The organism is Peribacillus sp. SIMBA_075 (assembly GCF_046534585.1).
This window is the reverse complement of the sequence record NZ_JAWRYN010001572.1, coordinates 1-237: the sequence shown is the minus strand read 5'-3', so window position 1 is coordinate 237 and position 237 is coordinate 1. Positions and strand designations below refer to the sequence as shown.

Below are 237 nucleotides of genomic sequence, written 5' to 3'. Positions count from 1 at the left end.
GATGGCAAGGTGAAAGAAGTTTATATAACCTCCTTTAATCTGCAATAGAGGCGATTAATTGACACGATGGAGGTGAAGAAATGTCAGGAGAAGTGCTTTCCCAGAATGAGATCGACGCATTATTATCCGCCATATCTACAGGCGAAATGGATGCAGAAGAGCTGAAAAAAGAAGAAACGACGAAAAAAGTGAAGGTGTATGACTTTAAACGTGCTCTTCGCTTTTCAAAAGACCAGA

At 40.5% G+C, this 237-nt stretch carries 1 pseudogene; it reads left to right on the top strand.

What is annotated here, in order from left to right:
- Window positions 1-80: 80 nt before the first annotated feature.
- Window positions 81-237: pseudogene (locus SB775_RS33710) on the top strand (flagellar motor switch protein FliM); the annotation flags it as partial.